Source organism: Simplicispira hankyongi (genome assembly GCF_003570885.1).
GTDB lineage: Bacteria > Pseudomonadota > Gammaproteobacteria > Burkholderiales > Burkholderiaceae_C > Simplicispira > Simplicispira hankyongi.
This window is the reverse complement of sequence record NZ_QXJC01000001.1, coordinates 1206532-1220588: the sequence shown is the minus strand read 5'-3', so window position 1 is coordinate 1220588 and position 14057 is coordinate 1206532. Positions and strand designations below refer to the sequence as shown.

At 64.4% G+C, this 14057-nt stretch carries 16 protein-coding genes, 1 tRNA gene, 1 pseudogene and 1 riboswitch; of the genes and pseudogenes, 8 read left to right on the top strand and 10 right to left on the bottom strand.

The annotated features are described in order from the left end of the window. Complete coding sequence (gmk, locus tag D3F03_RS05590) at positions 1-633, bottom strand: guanylate kinase (RefSeq protein WP_119108297.1); 633 nt, start codon at positions 631-633, stop codon at positions 1-3. A 24-nt stretch (positions 634-657) separates the two neighbouring features. Continuing rightward, complete coding sequence (locus tag D3F03_RS05585) at positions 658-1575, bottom strand: YicC/YloC family endoribonuclease (RefSeq protein WP_199665409.1); 918 nt, start codon at positions 1573-1575, stop codon at positions 658-660. Between the two features lie 74 nt (positions 1576-1649). Here D3F03_RS05585 and D3F03_RS05580 point away from each other — a divergent pair, with 74 nt between their 5' ends. The 5 genes from D3F03_RS05580 to hemW all read left to right on the top strand — a co-directional run bounded on the left by D3F03_RS05580 (position 1650) and on the right by hemW (position 6278). Next, positions 1650-2669, top strand: coding sequence for a serine/threonine protein kinase (locus D3F03_RS05580; RefSeq protein WP_119108296.1), 1020 nt, complete (start codon positions 1650-1652; stop codon positions 2667-2669). Continuing rightward, positions 2666-3565, top strand: coding sequence for a PP2C family protein-serine/threonine phosphatase (locus D3F03_RS05575; RefSeq protein ID WP_119108295.1), 900 nt, complete (start codon positions 2666-2668; stop codon positions 3563-3565). The genes D3F03_RS05580 and D3F03_RS05575 overlap by 4 nt, the downstream gene beginning before the upstream one ends. 67 nt (positions 3566-3632) lie before the next feature. Continuing rightward, positions 3633-4361, top strand: coding sequence for a ribonuclease PH (gene rph, locus D3F03_RS05570; RefSeq protein ID WP_119108294.1), 729 nt, complete (start codon positions 3633-3635; stop codon positions 4359-4361). Between the two features lie 45 nt (positions 4362-4406). Then, complete coding sequence (gene rdgB, locus D3F03_RS05565; RefSeq protein ID WP_119108293.1) at positions 4407-5009, top strand: RdgB/HAM1 family non-canonical purine NTP pyrophosphatase; 603 nt, start codon at positions 4407-4409, stop codon at positions 5007-5009. A 33-nt stretch (positions 5010-5042) separates the two neighbouring features. Continuing rightward, positions 5043-6278: a radical SAM family heme chaperone HemW gene (gene hemW, locus D3F03_RS05560; RefSeq protein ID WP_119108292.1), complete on the top strand. Its 1236-nt coding sequence runs from the start codon at positions 5043-5045 to the stop codon at positions 6276-6278. 10 nt (positions 6279-6288) lie between these two features. Here hemW and D3F03_RS05555 read toward each other — a convergent pair whose 3' ends face one another. Both D3F03_RS05555 and D3F03_RS17140 read right to left on the bottom strand, forming a co-directional pair. Further along, positions 6289-6603 carry an I78 family peptidase inhibitor gene (locus D3F03_RS05555; RefSeq protein WP_119108291.1) on the bottom strand — a complete coding sequence of 105 codons (315 nt, stop codon included), beginning with the start codon at positions 6601-6603 and terminating at the stop codon, positions 6289-6291. A 56-nt stretch (positions 6604-6659) separates the two neighbouring features. Further along, a complete protein-coding gene (locus tag D3F03_RS17140; RefSeq protein ID WP_147414701.1) occupies positions 6660-6827 on the bottom strand; it encodes an urease accessory protein UreG in 168 nt (55 codons plus the stop codon). 29 nt (positions 6828-6856) lie between these two features. Here D3F03_RS17140 and D3F03_RS05550 point away from each other — a divergent pair. The 3 genes and pseudogenes from D3F03_RS05550 to D3F03_RS05540 form a co-directional block, all read left to right on the top strand. Beyond that, positions 6857-7210, top strand: a pseudogene (locus tag D3F03_RS05550) (helix-turn-helix domain-containing protein); the annotation flags it as partial. Between the two features lie 152 nt (positions 7211-7362). After that, the gene (locus D3F03_RS05545; protein WP_119108594.1) at positions 7363-8547 is read left to right on the top strand and encodes an S-methyl thiohydantoin desulfurase domain-containing protein; all 1185 of its coding nucleotides are present in this window, start codon (positions 7363-7365) and stop codon (positions 8545-8547) included. A gap of 21 nt (positions 8548-8568) precedes the next feature. Next, on the top strand, positions 8569-9627 hold the full coding sequence (locus tag D3F03_RS05540; protein WP_119108290.1) for a sensor domain-containing diguanylate cyclase: 1059 nt from the start codon (positions 8569-8571) through the stop codon (positions 9625-9627). A gap of 114 nt (positions 9628-9741) precedes the next feature. On the opposite strand, the gene D3F03_RS05535 is transcribed toward D3F03_RS05540, so the two are convergent. The 6 genes from D3F03_RS05535 to panC all read right to left on the bottom strand — a co-directional run bounded on the left by D3F03_RS05535 (position 9742) and on the right by panC (position 14044). Beyond that, positions 9742-9829 (bottom strand) — tRNA-Ser (locus D3F03_RS05535). 36 nt (positions 9830-9865) lie between these two features. Further along, the gene (locus tag D3F03_RS05530; protein ID WP_119108289.1) at positions 9866-10549 is read right to left on the bottom strand and encodes a DUF3334 family protein; all 684 of its coding nucleotides are present in this window, start codon (positions 10547-10549) and stop codon (positions 9866-9868) included. Beyond that, on the bottom strand, positions 10546-11283 hold the full coding sequence (gene ribB / locus D3F03_RS05525) for a 3,4-dihydroxy-2-butanone-4-phosphate synthase (protein WP_119108288.1): 738 nt from the start codon (positions 11281-11283) through the stop codon (positions 10546-10548). Before ribB ends, D3F03_RS05530 begins: the two co-directional genes overlap by 4 nt. A 103-nt stretch (positions 11284-11386) precedes the next feature. Further along, positions 11387-11574: riboswitch (FMN riboswitch) on the bottom strand. Positions 11575-11765: 191 nt separating this feature from the next. Then, complete coding sequence (locus D3F03_RS05520) at positions 11766-12389, bottom strand: pseudouridine synthase (RefSeq protein ID WP_119108287.1); 624 nt, start codon at positions 12387-12389, stop codon at positions 11766-11768. Between the two features lie 17 nt (positions 12390-12406). Next, positions 12407-13015: a hypothetical protein gene (locus D3F03_RS05515; RefSeq protein WP_119108286.1), complete on the bottom strand. Its 609-nt coding sequence runs from the start codon at positions 13013-13015 to the stop codon at positions 12407-12409. Positions 13016-13195: 180 nt separating this feature from the next. Then, entirely contained in the window at positions 13196-14044 is an 849-nt protein-coding gene (gene panC / locus D3F03_RS05510; RefSeq protein WP_119108285.1) for a pantoate--beta-alanine ligase, read from the bottom strand. Positions 14045-14057: the final 13 nt, after the last annotated feature.

The window sequence follows — 14057 nt, the reverse complement described above, 5'->3', positions numbered from 1 at the left end:
TCAAGCGACGTTCAGCGCTTTGAACGTCTCTGAGCGCGCGCGGCGTTGCGCTGCGTACTTGAGTCGCTGGGCGTGTGCAATCGCCTTCAGGTCAAAAAGTGCGCGCTCAAATAACTCATTAATTATAACGAAGTCGAATTTGTGCACCTGCGCCATCTCTGTAGCGGCATTTGCCAGCCTTCTTTCGATGACTTCGGGCGAGTCTTCGCCGCGTCGCTCCAGGCGCGAGCGCAATTCTGCCCAGCTGGGCGGCAAGATGAAAATCAGGACCGCATTGGCAAATGCCTGCTTGATCTGCAAGGCCCCCTGGAAATCAATCTCCAGGATGATGTCGTTGCCCTGCGCGATGCGCTCTTCGATGGAATTTTTCGAGGTGCCGTAACGGTTGCCGTGCACAACTGCCCATTCGACAAAGGCATTGCTGGCGATCATGGCATCGAACTCGGGCTCGGAAGTAAAAAAGTACTCCCGACCGTGCTTTTCCTGCCCGCGTGGCGCACGGGTAGTGTGCGATATCGAAGGGTGCACGTGGGAGTCGAGCTCCAGCAGGGCCTTGACCAGGCTGGATTTGCCGGTGCCGCTGGGGGCGGCGACAACAAAGAGATTGCCGGGGTATTCCGTGGTGGCAGTCATGAGGGGTGGTACCGAATGAGGCGTTTATTCTAAGTTTTGTACCTGCTCACGCATTTGCTCGATCAGGACTTTCATGTCGACGCTGATACGTGTCAGCTCAAGTGCGGACGATTTGGACCCCAAGGTGTTGGCTTCGCGATGCAGTTCCTGAATCAGAAAGTCCAGCCGCTTGCCGACTTCGCCGCCCTTGGTCAGCAGGCGTTCGATTTCCGTGATGTGGGATTCGAGACGCGTGACCTCTTCGGCTACATCGATGCGGATGGCAAAGGCCGTCGCTTCGGAGAGCGCGCGATCCTGCGCAGCCTCCGGAGTGGCGCTGCCCTCAGCCAGGCCCATGGCTTCGCGCCAACGGTCCATGAAGCGCTGGCGTTGTTGCTCCACCAATTGCGGCACCAAGGGGCCGGCCTGCTCGGTCAACCCGCGCAGCAGTTTGAGATGGCTGCGCAGCATGGCCACAAGGCGCACGCCTTCCTGCGCCCGCGCAGCGAGCAAGGCGGCCAGCACGGCTTCCGCCAATTGGGTCACTTCATCTGCAGGCGTATCAGCGGTGGGCGCTGCAGCGCCGCAAAGGCGCAGAATTTCGGCAACGGAAAGCGGTGCAGCGTCGGGAAGCCAGGATTGGACGGTGTCTTGAACCGACGCGAGTCGCTGGAGCATGCGGGGTGCCGGGTCTGGCAGGGCGTTGCCATCCTGGCCTTCGATAGCAGCGCGCACTTCTATCTTGCCGCGTTTGATTTTGGCGGTGACGAGCGATCGAAGTGTCGGCTCGAAACTGCGCAACTCGTCAGGCAGCCGGAACGACAAGTCCAGGAAGCGGCTGTTGACCGAGCGCATTTCCATGCCCAGCCGGCGCTGTGGACCGGTGCGCGGCTCGCCTTCTGCGGACGCCGCAGCGGCGCCGATTTGGGCGCTGGCGTAGCCGGTCATGCTGTAAACTGCCATGGGACTTTTCTTGTTAGCTAGCGAACCGGAGATTATCCGGCTTCTCGTCCGCCCTCGAATCACACGCGAAGAATATGTCCAAAATCAAACCGGCGCCGCTGCCACCCGACACCGTCATTGGTGGCTACCGGGTGATTCGGCGAGTGTCTTCGGGCGGTTTCGGTGTGGTTTATCTGTGCATGGACGCTGAAGGCCAGCAGGTTGCCATCAAGGAATACCTGCCTTCTTCGCTCGCCACTCGCACCCCAGGCGAGTTGCTGCCCAAGGTGCAGCCGGAAAAGCTCTCGCTCTACCGGCTTGGCCTGAAGAGTTTTTTTGAAGAGGGCCGCGCGCTGGCGCAAATTTCGCATGCCTCCGTGGTGAGCGTGCTCAACTTCTTCCGCGAAAACGAAACCGTCTACATGGTGATGAACTACCTTGAGGGGGCCACCCTGCAGGACTTCATCATCACGGCGCGCGACCTCAAGCAGCAGAAGGTGTTCCGCGAATCCACCATCCGCTCGCTGTTCGACGAGGTGCTGCGCGGCATGCGCATCGTGCACCAGCACAAGATGCTGCACCTGGACATCAAGCCGGCCAACATCTTCATCACCGACGACAACAAGGCCGTGATGATCGATTTCGGCGCTGCGCGCGAGGTGCTGTCCAAAGAAGGCAACTTCATCAGACCCATGTACACGCCCGGCTTTGCCGCCCCCGAGATGTACCGGCGCGATTCGGCCATGGGGCCGTGGACCGACATCTATGCCATTGGTGCCTGCATCTACGCCTGCATGCAGGGTTTTCCGCCCAACGAGGCGCCGCAGCGCCAGGACAAGGACCGCCTCTCGCTGGCATTGGCCAAACTGCGCGGCGTGTATTCCGATAATCTGATTGAAGTGGTCGAGTGGTGCATGGCGCTCGACCCGCTCTCGCGTCCTCAGTCGGTGTTCGCCTTGCAGAAAGAGCTCTCGCGCGAAGGCGAGAGGCGCTACACCAAACTCACCGTCACGGAGAAAATGCGCATGCAACTCGATACGCTGGTGGCGGAAACCCGCAAGAGTGTGACCAAGCCTGGTGACGCGTCCTTCGCCGCGGGAGCCAAACCCAAATGAAATTCTCCATATTTCAGATCAGCCGGCGTGGCGGGCGCGAGAGGAACGAAGACCGCATGGGCTACTGCTACACGCGCGAATCGGGGCTTTTTGTGTTGGCCGATGGCATGGGTGGGCACCCAGAGGGCGAGGTCGCCGCCCAGATTGCCTTGCAGACCGTGGCCGTGATGTTCCAGCGCCAGGCCAAGCCGCAACTGCCGGATGTCTCCGAATTTCTATCGAACGCCTTGCTTGCGGCGCACCACCAGATCCTGCGCTACGCCAGCGACAAAGGCATGATCGATTCTCCCCGTACCACGCTTGTGGTGGCGGTGGTGCAGGCGGGCTGCGTGCATTGGGTGCACTGCGGCGACTCGCGCCTGTACATGGTGCGCGGCGGCGCGCTGCTGACCCGCACGCGGGACCATTCCTATCTGGAGCTGCGCAACATGCCCGAGGGGCTGGAGCGCATCAACCGCAACATCTTGTTCACCTGCCTGGGTTCGCCCACCAAACCCATTTACGACACCACCGGCCCGGTGCCGCTGGAGCAGGGTGACCGCCTGCTGCTCTGCTCGGACGGCCTGTGGGGCACCCTGAGCGACGAGGAGATTGCGGGCGAACTGGGCCGCAATGCCGTTTCGCAGGCGGTGCCCGAGCTGGTCGAGGCGGCGCTGCGCAAGGCGGGCGACAGCAGCGACAACGTGACCGTCCTGGCCATCGAATGGGAAACGCCCGACGCGTTCGAGTCCACCCAGGGTGTCTCGACCGACAGCATCAGCGACGACGTGTTTGCCTCGACCATCCAGGCCGGCCCGCTCGATGGCCTGGCGGATGACCTGGACGACGCTGCCATCGAGCGCTCGATTGCCGAGATCAACGAAGCTATTCGGCGCTCTGCAGAACGCAGGCGCTGAACGCGGCATCTGACCGCCACGCCACCGACGCCTTGGTGGCTGCGCAGGTCCCGACCGAAAGACAAGCATGACCCCCGTTTCACGTTCTGGCGACCGCGCCAGCCATGCGCTGCGCCCCGTGCGCATCACCCGCCACTTCACCATGCACGCCGAAGGCGCTGTGCTGATCGAGTTCGGCAACACCCGCGTGCTGTGCACTGCGACGGTCGAAGAAAAGGTGCCGCCGCACCAACGCGGCAGTGGCAAGGGCTGGGTGACAGCCGAATACGGCATGTTGCCGCGTGCTACCCACAAGCGCAGCGAGCGCGAGGCCGCCAAGGGCAAGCAAACCGGCCGCACGCAGGAGATCCAGCGCCTTATCGGCCGGTCGCTGCGCGCGGTGTTTGATCTGGAGCTGCTGGGCGAGCGCAGCATCGTGCTTGACTGCGATGTGCTCCAGGCCGACGGCGGCACGCGCACTGCCGCCATCACCGGCGCCTGGGTGGCAGCGCAAGACGCCGTTTCGTCCCTGATGGCCCGCGGTGTTTTAACCCGCTCGCCCATCCGCGACGCCGTGGCCGCCGTATCGGTCGGCGTGGTGCAGGGCCAGCCGCTGCTGGATCTGGACTATGGGGAAGATTCCGCCTGCGACACCGACATGAACGTGGTGATGACGGGCGCCGGCGATTTCGTCGAAGTGCAGGGCACGGCCGAAGGCGCGGCATTCAGCCGCAGCGAGATGGATGCCTTGCTCGATCTGGCCCAGGCCGGCATTGCCGAGCTGGTGCGCTTGCAGCGCAGTGCGCTCCTTGATTGATAGCTGTATGCGCTTTGTGGATAAGCGTTAGAGGCCATTTTGACTATGAAAATCGTACTGGCGTCCAACAACCTGGGCAAACTCGCCGAACTGCAAAGCCTGTTCGCGCCGCTGGGCGTGGAGCTGGTGCGCCAGGCCGACCTGGGCGTGGGCGAAGCCGAAGAGCCGCACCGCACTTTCGTCGAAAACGCGCTGGCCAAGGCACGCTTTGCCTCGCAGCACACGGGCCTGCCCGCCGTGGCCGATGATGCTGGCCTGTGCGTGGACGCGTTTGGCGGCCTGCCCGGTGTTGACACGGCGTACTACGCCACGCAATTCGGTTACCCCAAGGGCGACGACAACAACGTCCGCGCCTTGCTGGAGCAAATGGCGGGCCTGGACAATCGCCGCGCCGCGCTGGTCAGCACGCTGGTGGCGCTGCGCAGCCCGCAAGACCCGGAGCCGCTGATCGCGGTGGGCCGCGTCGTCGGTGAGATTGCACGCACGCCGCGCGGTTGCCACGGTTTTGGTTTCGATCCGGTAATGGCCATTCCCGAACTGGGCAAGACGTTTGCCGAGCTCGATCCGGCGGTCAAGAACAGCCTGAGCCACCGTGGCCGCGCCGCGCAGGCCATGCTGGCGCTGATGCGCGCCAACTGGATGGGATGACCGCCTGTTTGAACTACTGCGCGCCGCGACACCATGACCATTCCCATCCTTCCTGCCAACGAGGCTGCGCCAGCGCTGCAGCGCGACATCCAGCACTACATGCGCCCCGGCCTGCTGCAGCTATCCGCGCTGCCGCCGCTCTCGCTCTATGTGCACCTGCCCTGGTGCCTGAAAAAATGCCCGTACTGCGACTTCAATTCGCACGCGGTAGGCGGTGCGGGCGCCTTGCCCGAAGCGCGTTACCTCGACGCCTTGCACGCCGACCTGGAGGCTGCGCTGCCGCTCATCTGGGGCCGGCCGGTGCAGACCGTGTTCATCGGTGGTGGCACGCCCAGCCTGTTTTCGCCCGCGTCTATCGACCAGCTGCTGGGCGATATCCGGGCGTTGCTGCCGCTCGCGGCGGGCGCTGAAATCACCTTGGAAGCCAACCCCGGCACCTTCGAGAAAGACCGCTTTCGCGCCTACCGCTCCGCTGGCGTCACGCGCCTCTCGGTCGGGGTGCAAAGCTTCAACGACACCTACCTTGCAGCGTTGGGGCGCGTGCACGATGGCGCCCAGGCCCGCGCGGCGGTGGAAGAGGCCGCGCAGGCCTTCGACACCTTCAACCTTGACCTGATGTACGCACTTCCCGGCCAAGGTATCGCCGCGCTGGATGCCGACCTTGACATCGCGCTGGCCCTCGCGCCGCCGCACCTGTCGATCTACCACCTGACCATCGAGCCGAACACCTTTTTTGCCAAATACCCGCCAGCCATCCCTGAGGACGACCTGGCCTACGCCATGCTCGATCGCATCACCGAACGCACTGCTGCCGTGGGTCTGCAGCGCTACGAGGTCTCGGCCTATGCCCAGCCGGGGCACGGGTGCGCGCACAACCTCAATTACTGGCAGTTTGGCGACTACCTGGGCATCGGTGCCGGCGCGCACAGCAAGATCAGCTTTGCGCACCGCGTGGTGCGGCAGACGCGTTTTCGTGACCCGGTGCTCTACATGGATCACGCGCTGGCCGGTCACGCCATGGCACGGGACGACGAGGTGCGCCGCGCCGACCTGGCGTTTGAATTCATGCTCAACGCCCTGCGGCTGCGCGGAGGTTTTGCGCTGCAGGATTTCGTCGAGCGCACCGGCCAGAGCGTGGCTTCCATCGTCCCGGCGCTGGACAAAGCCGAGGCCCAGGGCTTGATTGCGCGCGACATGGCGCATGTGCGCCCCACGGAGCGGGGGTTTGACTTCTTGAGCAATCTGCAGGAGCTGTTCCTGCCTGGTTGATTCGGCTGCTTCAGCCGCAGCGCGCCGCGACGATGCGCCCGCTGGCGTCCACGTCCAGATTCAGTCGCTCGGCGTCGTATTCCTTGGTCACCATTTGCCCAGGCCGAAGGGTGCGCGCCACGCGCGCCCCTGCGGCAACCCGCGCTGCTTCCACGTTGCGCGCGGTGCTGATCTGGCCAATAACCGACTGCGCTGGGCCCGCGTTGCAGCGCCCGCCATGCGGAGGAATGTTGGGGCGCACGTCGATAGGTGTGGGCGGCGCTGGGCTGGCGCAGGCAGCCAGCAGGGCAGCGGTCGCCAGCGTGGGCATCAGGCGTAGGGTCATGCACGTTCTCCTTGGAACAAAACCTGAACCATAGCGCGCCCGGCCGGTCGCCCACGTCAGCAGGCGTAACCGCGTGCGCACCAGGTGCTGCCCGTGCCCAGCAGGCCGCGCGCCACGATGAAGTCCACCACCTGCGGCAGCCCATCAAGCGTCTTGAGGGTCGCCATCGCGAAAGGTCGCAGGCCTTGCGCGGTGGTGCGCATGCGCCCGGTGTCAGCACGCATCACGGCCAGGTCGGCGCCTGCGTGGGGCGCCGGGTCTGGCCGTCGAGCAGGGCACGTGCCGCCTCACCTTCCGGCTGCACCAGCAGGTGGACGACAGCGCGGGCGGCGGCGGCTGGTTGCAGATGATGGCGAGGTGTCCGACGCCAGGATCATCGAGTCCATGGGCCTGTCGTTCAAGCTCACTGCGCGCGAGGCCGAGGTGCTGTACTGGGCGCTCAAGGGCAGGATCAACCACGGGATTGGCGGCATTCTCGGTGCCAGCCCCGCTACGGTGAAGACGCACCTGGAGCGTGCGTTCGCCAAGTTGGGGGGTGGAGACACGCACGGCGGCGACCATGGCGATGAACCGGATCCGGCAGCTGCACCCGCAGTTTGAAGGGTGATTTTGACGTTGTAACGTTGGGAAGATGGGTTGCAGGCGCAGAATTTGTGAGTCTGGGCCTACCACGATTGCACCGTGGCCGCGCATGGGATGCTGCGGATTGACAAGCCACCGGGCTGGCGTATCGTGCCTCCCATCCAGAGGGGGCGTGAGATGGGTGTTGTTTATCACTACGGGCTGGTAGATTTTCAATCGATTGCGGCGGGTGCTGCCATGTTGGCCAGTGGTGGGGGCGGTAGCTACCACGACGCCTGTTCGATTCTTCAGGAGCTGGTTCATCAGGGCTGGAGTGGCACGGTCACGGTGCAGGACTATGACGGCGCCACCAATGCCTGTGTGCTGGCCATCATGGGCTCGCCCGATGCGGCCGATGGCCTCACGCTGTCGGCGGTGCAGAACGCAATCAGCAACACCGTGGCCGTGATGGAGGCCAGCACGGGCGCCGCGCTGGGTGCCCTGATTCCCGTGGAGATCGGGCCGATCAACTCGCTGGTGCCGCTCCTTGGCGCGGCCATGTCGCAGGGCGCGGTCTGGGTGGTGAACGGCGATGGCGCCGGCCGTGCGGTGCCCGAGCTGCCCCAGACCACCTATACCGGCGGAGCGCAACTCGCGCCATGCCCCGCCGTCCTGGCCAGCGATGCCTCTACCTTGGTGGATATCGAATCCGCCGTGCTGGGAGCCTCCACCGCCGCGCGTGTCGAGAGCCTGGCGGGCGGGGTCGTGGCCGGGTTTGGCGGGTATTCGGGCATTGCCATGTGGCCCTCCAACGCGGGCAACAGCTTTGCGTTGTCGGGCAGTTACATTGCGGGCACGCTGGAGCAGGCGCGTGGGTTGGGGCAGTTTCTGCTGCAGGCCGAGACGCCGCCTGCCACTGCTGCCGTGGCAGATGCCATCACCCTGATCACCAGCCGCTCTGCCAGCGCGGTGGTGACCAATTTTTTCATCACCTCGGTCACGCAGGCTACGTCCAGCGCGTCGCTCGATTCGGGCATCATCCGCCTGGACAACACGCAGGACCAGGCTCAGAGTACCGAGACGCACTACCTGTACAACCTGAACGAGAACCTCATCATGTACTCGTCTGCAAGCACGAGTCCCGACGTCGTTGCCCCGGACTCCATCTGCTACTACTCGGAAAGTACGGGGCGCGGCTTCTCCAACGCCAGCGACGACCTGGCCCTGTACTTTGACGCCACCACGGGAAAAAGCACGGGCCAGATGGTGAGCGTGATCGCTGTGAAAACGGCGCCCCAGCTCTACAACACACCCGGTGTCGTGGCGTCGTTTGCCGCGCTGCTGCGCAATATGGGCTATGCGGGCGCCATGCCGACGGCCTGATGGATCTGCTGGTTTGGTGCCATGGGTGATGACGCAGATCTGAACAAGGAGCGGCTGGAGCTGGTGCTCGAAGCCGCCGGGCTGGACCTGTGGGAGAACGACCTGGTGAGCGGCCAGGTTACCCACAAGGCCACCAAGACGTTTCTGGAGCTGGGCTTCACCGAGGACGAAATCGTCTCGGGCGTGCAGGACATCTTTGGCCTCTTCCACCCCGGCGACCTGGACATGGTGCGGCAGGCGGTGGCTGACCACGTGGCGGGCGTCACGGCGCAGTACCGCGCCGAGTTCCGATTGCGCTCCAAGGCGGGCGAATGGGTGTGGTTCGCCAACTATGGCCGCATCATGGACCGCAGCAGTGACACCCCGGGCAAGCGGTTGATCGGCGTCACCTTCAACATCCACGACCGCAAGCAGAAGGAAGACGAAATTGCTCACATCAACCGCCAATTGACAGAGCAGAACAAGCTGCTGCAGGAGTTGAACGCCGCACTGGAACTATTGGCGGCCAATGATTCGCTGACCGGCCTGGCCAACCGGCGTACGCTCATGGAGATGGGGGCCAACGAATGCAAGCGCACCGAGCGCTTCGATCACACCCTGTCGCTGATGGTGGTGGACATTGACCTGTTCAAGGCGGTCAACGACGCCTGGGGGCACCTTGCGGGCGACCGCATGATCTGCGCCGTGGCCCAGGCCTGTGCGGCGCGCAAGCGCAGTGGTGTCGACATCGTGGCGCGCTTTGGGGGCGAGGAATTTGTCATCGTGTTGCCCGAAACCGATGGCGTCAGCGCCTTGCGCGTGGCCGAAGCACTGCGCCAAGAGGTGGCCGCGCTGCGCGTGTCCGTCAACGACGAGGGGGTGAGCGTTTCAGTCACCGTGAGCATTGGTGTGGCCACGCTGCACAAGGGCTCCGGGCTCAGCTTTGAAGAATTGGTGAACCGCGCCGACAAGGCCCTCTACCGCGCCAAGGAAACCGGGCGCAACGCCGTGTACTGCGCGGATGTGCAGCATGGTTGCGTTCCTGTGGTGCATATGCTCATCGACCCCGGTGAAGGCAGGAACGGCGCGCTGCTCACCTGAGCCAATTTGTCACGGTAAGGCAGGGCAGGGTGGTACGGAGTGAGACAAAAAAAACCGCTCCCCTTGGACGGCGGCGGGTTTTGCGGTGTTCTGATACGTCGTGAGACGACGTTCTGGCGGAGACTGTGAGATTCGAACTCACGGACGGTTGCCCGTCGGCAGTTTTCAAGACTGCTGGTTTAAACCACTCACCCAAGTCTCCTGTGGCAGGCCCGCATTCTAGCGGGCCGCGGCGCGTTTACATGCCGAGCGAGCGCAGCAGCTCATCGGTGTCGCTGTCGGGCGGCGGCGGTGGGGCGAGCTCGCGCGGCGCGTTGGCTTCGGCCATGACTTCATCGGGATTGGCCCGTGCCTGGGGTTCGAAGTCGTAGAGTTTGATGAACTCGGTGCGGTCGATGGCGAGCTCCAGGTAAAAGATGTTGTTGTTGCCCGTGTAGAAGGTCACGCGGCGCGCCTCGGGTTGGTCGAGGTTGGCGTCCACGCTCAGCATGACCTGTTTGTTGAGCACCAGCATCTTGGGCTGGTTTTGTGTGATGTGGGTTTGCAGCTCGCGCCGCACCTTGCTGGTGAAGTCGCCGGCCACCTGGTTCATCAGCTCGCCCATGACGTTGCTCACTTCGTCGGCCGTATAGGAGCGTGCCAGCTCGTCCTTGGACATGCCCATGCTCAGGAGGTAGCTGGAATACAGCTCCATCGCCGCCTGTGCCGAGAAGTTGATGACCATCAGGCCTGAGAAACCGCCATCAAACAGCACGAAGCAGCCAATGTCGGGTCGCAGGCAGGTCTTGGTGATCCGCTGCACCATGGCCGAGTACTGAATCTGGCTCTGGGTTGCCACGGTGAGCACACGGGTGACCGAATTGCACAGGCTGGTCAGCACATGCTCGGTGCTGTAAACGACGCGATCGTTGGAAGAGCTCATGGGATTTCTCGAAAAGTGGTGCCTTGAGAGCGAAACCGGATGGTAGGGCATTGCGGGGTGGAGTGGGACTGGGCAAATGCGACCAGTGCTTGCACCGTAGTGCACAGCAGACCATGTGTGTGGGCGAATTGGGCGACCTGAGCGCCACGCGCCATGCTGCCATCGGGGTTCATGAGTTCGCACAGTACGCCTGCGGGTTGCAGGCCTGCCCACCGGACCAGGTCTACTGCAGCCTCCGTGTGGCCGGTGCGCTCAAGCACGCCACCGGGGCGCGCCACCAGCGGAAACACATGGCCGGGGCTGACGATTTCTGGGGCGGTGCCCGGTGTTGGCAGGCGCAGTGCGCAGCGAATGGTTTGGACGCGGTCCGCGGCCGACACGCCGGTGCTCACGCCGTGTGCCGCTTCAATGGATTGGGTGAAGGCCGTGAAGAACGCCGAGCGGTTGACCTCGACCATGGGCCGAAGACCGAGCTGCTGGGCATGCCCTGCCGGCAAGCACAGGCAGACGATGCCACTGCCTTCACGGATCATCAAGGCCATGGTGGCTTCGGTGATCCGCTCTGCAGCGCAGATCAGGTCGGCTTCGTTTTCGCGGTTGGCGTCGTCCAGCACCAGAACGGGCTGTCCTGCCCGGATGGCGCCGATGACGTCGGCGACCGGTGCCAGAGATGGCTCTGCGGCAAGTGTGGTGTGGTTTGCACCGGCCAATGGGGAGGGGGTAAGTTGAATCATGAAACGCTCCTGAAAGTGACAGAAAACGCTTCAAGGCATGCAAGAAGCACCCGCGTGCAGACCAGGCCGCGCGCGGGTACGTCGCCAGGCACGTGGGTGCTTGGCGGATCTTCTTTCATCCGGACTATGACCGTCGGCCTCGGACTGGACTGGGCATTGCCCCGTCGCACCGAGTCTGCTGACCCCTGGCCGCTTGGAGGCGGCCAGGGCGCTCGCGGGCTCGCGGCCACCAGGTTGCCCTGTGCGCCGCCTACCGCCGGTGGGGAATTGCACCCCGCCCTGAAGACGCTGGCACTATAGCGCACACCCCTACCGCCACCCTTGCCATTGCCATGAGCCACTGAAGCTGCCGTGCAGGGGGAAAGCAGTCGGGCGGGTTGACGGGGAATTTTTGGTTAAATAGGGCTCTGGCGCTTATATAGCAAGCGTATCAAGCTATATTTTTAATAATTTTTTCTGTGGGCCACGGCAGAAACCCGGTATCAAACTCGGGGCAGATCGCCGTCGCGCCAACTGCCTGGCGGCAGGTTGTCCAGGCACCAGGGCCCGATCTGTACCCGCACCAGGCGCAGCGTAGGCAAGCCCACCGCGGCGGTCATGCGACGCACCTGGCGGTTGCGGCCTTCGCGCAGGGTGAGGGCGATCCAGTGCGTCGGGATCTGCGCCCGCACGCGGATCGGCGGGTTGCGTGGCCACAGCGCGGGCTCGGGCAGTAGCGTTGCCTCGGCAGGGCGGGTCAGTCCGTCGTTCAGCAGCACGCCGGCGCGCAACTGGGCCAAGGCCTTTTCGCTGGGCGCTCCTTCTACCTGCGCCCAATAGGTCTTGGGCAGTTTGTGGCGCGGGTCGGCAATGCGCGCTTGCAGGGCGCCGTCGTTGGTCAGCAGAAGCAGGCCTTCGCTGTCGCGGTCCAGCCGGCCTGCGGGGTAGACGTTGGGGACATCCACGAAGTCGCTCAGGGTCTGGTGCGTGCCATCTCCACTGAACTGGCTCAGCACGCCAAAAGGCTTGTTGAGCAGGATCAGGCGCGGTGCGGCAGGCGCTGGCCGGGCGCTGCGCCGCACCTGGGTCTGCACGCGGTGTGGGCGCGAGGGCGGCGAAGTCGCCATGCCTGTGGGCAGCCGTTTTAGCTGCCCGTCAGCGCCCGGTAGGCGCTGCGTGTTTCAGGGGACACCGAAGCCACCAGTTGGGCGTGGGGCGTGTGGTGCCGCGCCACCATGCGCGCCGACGCCACCGCGCGCGACTTGCAGAACCAGTGGCAGCTGTGCTGCATGAGGAACAGTTCGGCTGAAATGAGAAAGGCGCGGTCGCGTGGCGAGCGCGCTGCATCGGTGCGCAGGGCACGTGCGATGCCATTGGCATGCACGGCCAGGAGCTTGCGCATATCAAAGCTGGCGCGCGGCAGCAGGGTGCTGGCCCAGGGCATCGAGAACGGCAGGGTGCTGGCACGCGCCTGGGCGGCGGGCACGGCGGCAAATTCACGCGCCAGCTGGGCGAACTGGGTGGCGAGCTGCGCTTCGCTGCCCTCCAGCACGGCAAATATCTGCGCCTGGCGCGTGGGGTCGCGCTCGCCCAGCGCGCGCAAATAGCCCTGCGTCAGCGTTTCCATCAGCTTTTCGATTTGCAGCGGGCCGAGGTGGTGGGCGAGCAGGGCAATGCGCTGGCGCTGCTGGTGGCCATTGGCCATCAGCAGGCCGCCGCTGCCCAGCAGCAAAAGAAGAAACATGGGGTCCATGAAGGTGTGTCGGGCTTAGGGCGATGCTGAATCAGTCACTGCAATGGCGCGCGCCGTGCATCGGGATGGGATGCAAGGCACAAACCGCAGCCATAGCCGCAGCTATGGCGAGGATTGGCAACGCCGCAGACCACCCGAGGGACGGATGCGCGGCGCGTGAGGGACTTGTTCAGCATTGCCTTAGATTTCAAGGTTGTCGATGAGGCGCGTGGCGCCCAGCCGGGCGGCGCCCAGTACCACCAGCGCATCGCCCGGCTGCGGCGCCAGCAGGTCGCTGCGGCGGCGCACGCTGAGGTAGTCCGTTTGCCAGCCGCGCGCATTGAGCTGCGCACGCGCCGCTTGCTCCAGCGCCTCGCGCTGTGCGGGCAGGGCATCGCCGGCCGCCTTTGCTGCTTCGCCCAGGCTGCGCAGCACCTTGGACAATTCAACGGCTTCCGTGCGCTCGGGTGCGCTCAGGTAGCCGTTGCGGGAACTCAGTGCCAGACCGTCTGGTGCGCGCTCGGTGGGGTTCGCGACGATGTCGATGGGCAGCGCGAATTGCTGCACCATGCGCCGCACCACCATCAGTTGCTGGTAGTCCTTCTGGCCGAACACGGCGGCGCCGCCCGCCTTGCCGGCAAACACGGCGGAAAACAGCTTCATCACCACCGTGCACACGCCGGTGAAGAAACCAGGGCGAAATTCCCCTTCCAGCAGGTTGGCGAGCTGCGGATCGGGCTGCACCGTGAAGGTTTGCGGCTCGGGGTACAGATCGTGCTCGCGCGGGGCGAACAGCACCTGGCAGCCGGCTGCGGCCAGGCGCTCGCAGTCGGCGTCCCAGGTGCGCGGGTAGCTATCGAAATCTTCGTGCGGCAAAAATTGCAGGCGGTTCACAAAAATGCTCGCCACCGGCACCTCGCCCAGTTGCACGGCGCGGCGCATCAGGGCGATGTGGCCGTCGTGCAGGTTGCCCATGGTGGGTACAAAGGCGGGGCGACCGAGGGGACCGAGCACGGCGCGCAGGTCGGAAATGCTGTGGACGATGTGCATGGGAAGAATCGGC

Bases quoted from the DNA above. Each gene is read 5' to 3' on its own strand.
- gmk (WP_119108297.1), bottom strand. From the start codon at position 633: ATGACTGCCACCACGGAATACCCCGGCAATCTCTTTGTTGTCGCCGCC.
- D3F03_RS05585 (WP_199665409.1), bottom strand. From the start codon at position 1,575: ATGGCAGTTTACAGCATGACCGGCTACGCCAGCGCCCAAATCGGCGCC.
- D3F03_RS05580 (WP_119108296.1), top strand. From the start codon at position 1,650: ATGTCCAAAATCAAACCGGCGCCGCTGCCACCCGACACCGTCATTGGT.
- D3F03_RS05575 (WP_119108295.1), top strand. From the start codon at position 2,666: ATGAAATTCTCCATATTTCAGATCAGCCGGCGTGGCGGGCGCGAGAGG.
- rph (WP_119108294.1), top strand. From the start codon at position 3,633: ATGACCCCCGTTTCACGTTCTGGCGACCGCGCCAGCCATGCGCTGCGC.
- rdgB (WP_119108293.1), top strand. From the start codon at position 4,407: ATGAAAATCGTACTGGCGTCCAACAACCTGGGCAAACTCGCCGAACTG.
- hemW (WP_119108292.1), top strand. From the start codon at position 5,043: ATGACCATTCCCATCCTTCCTGCCAACGAGGCTGCGCCAGCGCTGCAG.
- D3F03_RS05555 (WP_119108291.1), bottom strand. From the start codon at position 6,603: ATGACCCTACGCCTGATGCCCACGCTGGCGACCGCTGCCCTGCTGGCT.
- D3F03_RS17140 (WP_147414701.1), bottom strand. From the start codon at position 6,827: ATGCGTGCTGACACCGGGCGCATGCGCACCACCGCGCAAGGCCTGCGA.
- D3F03_RS05545 (WP_119108594.1), top strand. From the start codon at position 7,363: ATGGGTGTTGTTTATCACTACGGGCTGGTAGATTTTCAATCGATTGCG.
- D3F03_RS05540 (WP_119108290.1), top strand. From the start codon at position 8,569: ATGGGTGATGACGCAGATCTGAACAAGGAGCGGCTGGAGCTGGTGCTC.
- D3F03_RS05530 (WP_119108289.1), bottom strand. From the start codon at position 10,549: ATGAGCTCTTCCAACGATCGCGTCGTTTACAGCACCGAGCATGTGCTG.
- ribB (WP_119108288.1), bottom strand. From the start codon at position 11,283: ATGATTCAACTTACCCCCTCCCCATTGGCCGGTGCAAACCACACCACA.
- D3F03_RS05520 (WP_119108287.1), bottom strand. From the start codon at position 12,389: ATGGCGACTTCGCCGCCCTCGCGCCCACACCGCGTGCAGACCCAGGTG.
- D3F03_RS05515 (WP_119108286.1), bottom strand. From the start codon at position 13,015: ATGGACCCCATGTTTCTTCTTTTGCTGCTGGGCAGCGGCGGCCTGCTG.
- panC (WP_119108285.1), bottom strand. From the start codon at position 14,044: ATGCACATCGTCCACAGCATTTCCGACCTGCGCGCCGTGCTCGGTCCC.